Below are 2,265 nucleotides of genomic sequence, written 5' to 3'. Positions count from 1 at the left end.
GTCCCCCGGCTGCCCAACCACCCGCCTTTAGCGGTGCTGTACAACCAGCTACCGAACCAACCCCCCTAAGGGTAGCGGGATTGATTCCTGCTACCGATCCCGACCAAAAACGCGCAGAAATTAATCGCGGTCGCAGCGATCCCTTTGCTCCCTTTCCCCTACAACCAAATATTACAATTACAGTGGCGGAAAAACCCCCGGCTGGGACTCTGGCGGCCACCACAGCCAGACCCGCACCCGCAGCAATGGGCAATCGTCCCACCCCCAGACGACCGATAGTGAAAGCACCGCCACCACCACCGCAACCGACGGAAGCGGAAGAAGTGCAAGTATCGGGCATCGTCCAGTTACCTACCACTCCTATGGCGATCGTGAAAGCCCCCGGAGAAGCCACGGAACGTCGAGTTATTCCCGGTTCTACCCTCTCTAATGGTTTAATTTTAGTTAAAGCGATCAACACCGATCCCGATAACCCCTATATTGTTCTACAACAACGCGGTCAAACTATTACCCGTCGTTTAGGGGATGGTGTACCCGAACCAGCCGCACCGCAAGCCTCGATCAGCTATAATATTTCCGAATCAGGAGAATAAAACCCGTGCGATCGATTGCTATTCAACAAAAACAAACCATTATTTATCCGCGAATGCCCTTGGCTATCTATCGAGAATTAGCCAGCCATTTACAACAGGTTCAGGGGGTCGAAACCCATCTCACTCCCCAGCAGTTCCAACAATTCGATTATCATCAAAGTCAGATCGGTAGTTTGGAAATTAACTATACCGAGACTTTTCAGGAAAGCGATCGCACTCTGGTCACGGCAATTCTCGATTATTATGCCCAACGTCACGGCCCCTATCAGCTTTCCTAAGCTTTCTCTCCTCACCTTTTCCCCGATTAACGACTTTCTTCTTAAAAACTAAAGGTATTTTATAGGATTTATCTTAATGCTGGGGATGATGCCAAATCCCGTCACACTTCATCTAAACTTAAGTAGGGTTTGCGGCAAAAAGTACGGGCGAAGCATTCGGATAGAAAATCTACGGTTTCACCGATAGGTTATTGCCCGAATGCTTCGCCCCTACAGGACGCGGGCCGATGAAGACCCAAGGTTTTGAAGCACGATTCTCTCAAAATCTTGCACCTGTTTCACGAGAAAAGCCATAAAACCCTTACCTTGCCTACATTTCACATTTATTCAGCAAGCCCTAAGTAGGTAGGTATTAAAAACAAACTTTCAGATGCCCCCCTTATTAAGGGTAGGGTTCATTCATGAATCAACCCTACCTTTTATAAAAATTAAAATCTTTCTGATTTTAATCCCCCGACGACCAGAGGTAATCACTGATAACTGCTAACTGATAACTGATAACTGCTCACTGATAACTGATAACTGCTCACTGATAACTGATAACTGCTCACTGATAACTGAAATGACCCTACCCAATTCCCTAGAAGAAACAATCCTGCAAGCGAAAGCTGCCACCCAACTGGCTCTAGAATCGGGTGCTAGACGCGTACAAGTGGAATTAGTTATCCCAGAAATTGCTCTACAAGCACAAGCTTTAGCCCTTGATTTTACCTCTCTTTTTGACAGTTATGGTTCTGGTTTAAGGGTGATTTTTCCCGATACCGGGGCCGCCATGTTAGCTCGACGGGATTGGGGAGAAACAGTTTTTCAACTGGGAGATTTAGGTAGTCGTTTTATTCCCGTCGAAAACAAAATTAAGCCCGAAGATGAAGCTTTTTTAGTTGTTTGTCCCTCCTCGGTTGAGATTAATTCCGTAGAAAAACTCTGTTACCTTGCCGAAGATCGCCCCGTGGTTCTTCTAATTCCTCAATTAGAAGATGTATCGGTGGTGGGTATCGGTTACGCAGCCCGACAATTGCGAGAAAGATTTTTAAGTACCCTAGAAAGTTGTTATTATTTTCGTCCCTTGGAATCAGCGATCGTTTATCGTTCCTATCCTTCCTTGTGGCAAGTTTGGCTCGAAAAAGAAGACGGTTACGATTTAATTTCCGAACAATCCACTACACCCATGGGCGAAGCGTTAGAAAATCTGATTCTGAAAGCTTCTAGTAATAATCCTAAGGATAGTTCTAATCCTGCTAACAAAGCCAAAAAGTCGGGTTTATTTGCCACTATGGGACGCTTCTTAAAAGCATTACAACAGTGACATACTCCCCCCGTCAAGCTACGCTGTGGCGCGGGATTCTTTCCCCATTGCTGTTAGAAATTCCTTACTTTGACAGATTGACCTCGAT

The 2,265-nt window shown here is 46.0% G+C and carries 3 protein-coding genes; all 3 read left to right on the top strand.

Going from position 1 to position 2,265, the window contains the following annotated elements; genetic code table 11:
• On the top strand, nucleotides 1–593 hold a 593-nt coding region (locus IQ242_RS22960), incomplete at its 5' end, for a hypothetical protein (protein WP_193961540.1).
• 5 nt (nucleotides 594–598) lie between these two features.
• Nucleotides 599–871, top strand: a complete 273-nt coding sequence (locus IQ242_RS22955) for a hypothetical protein (RefSeq protein WP_193961539.1) — start codon at nucleotides 599–601, stop codon at nucleotides 869–871.
• A 562-nt stretch (nucleotides 872–1,433) separates the two neighbouring features.
• Entirely contained in the window at nucleotides 1,434–2,177 is a 744-nt protein-coding gene (locus tag IQ242_RS22950) for a DUF1995 family protein (RefSeq protein ID WP_193961538.1), read from the top strand.
• Nucleotides 2,178–2,265: the final 88 nt, after the last annotated feature.

It is taken from the genome of Microcystis sp. LEGE 08355 (genome assembly GCF_015207185.1).
Lineage (GTDB): Bacteria > Cyanobacteriota > Cyanobacteriia > Cyanobacteriales > Microcystaceae > Microcystis > Microcystis panniformis.
The sequence above is the reverse complement of the archived record's forward strand: the minus strand, read 5'-3'. Positions and strand labels throughout refer to the sequence as shown.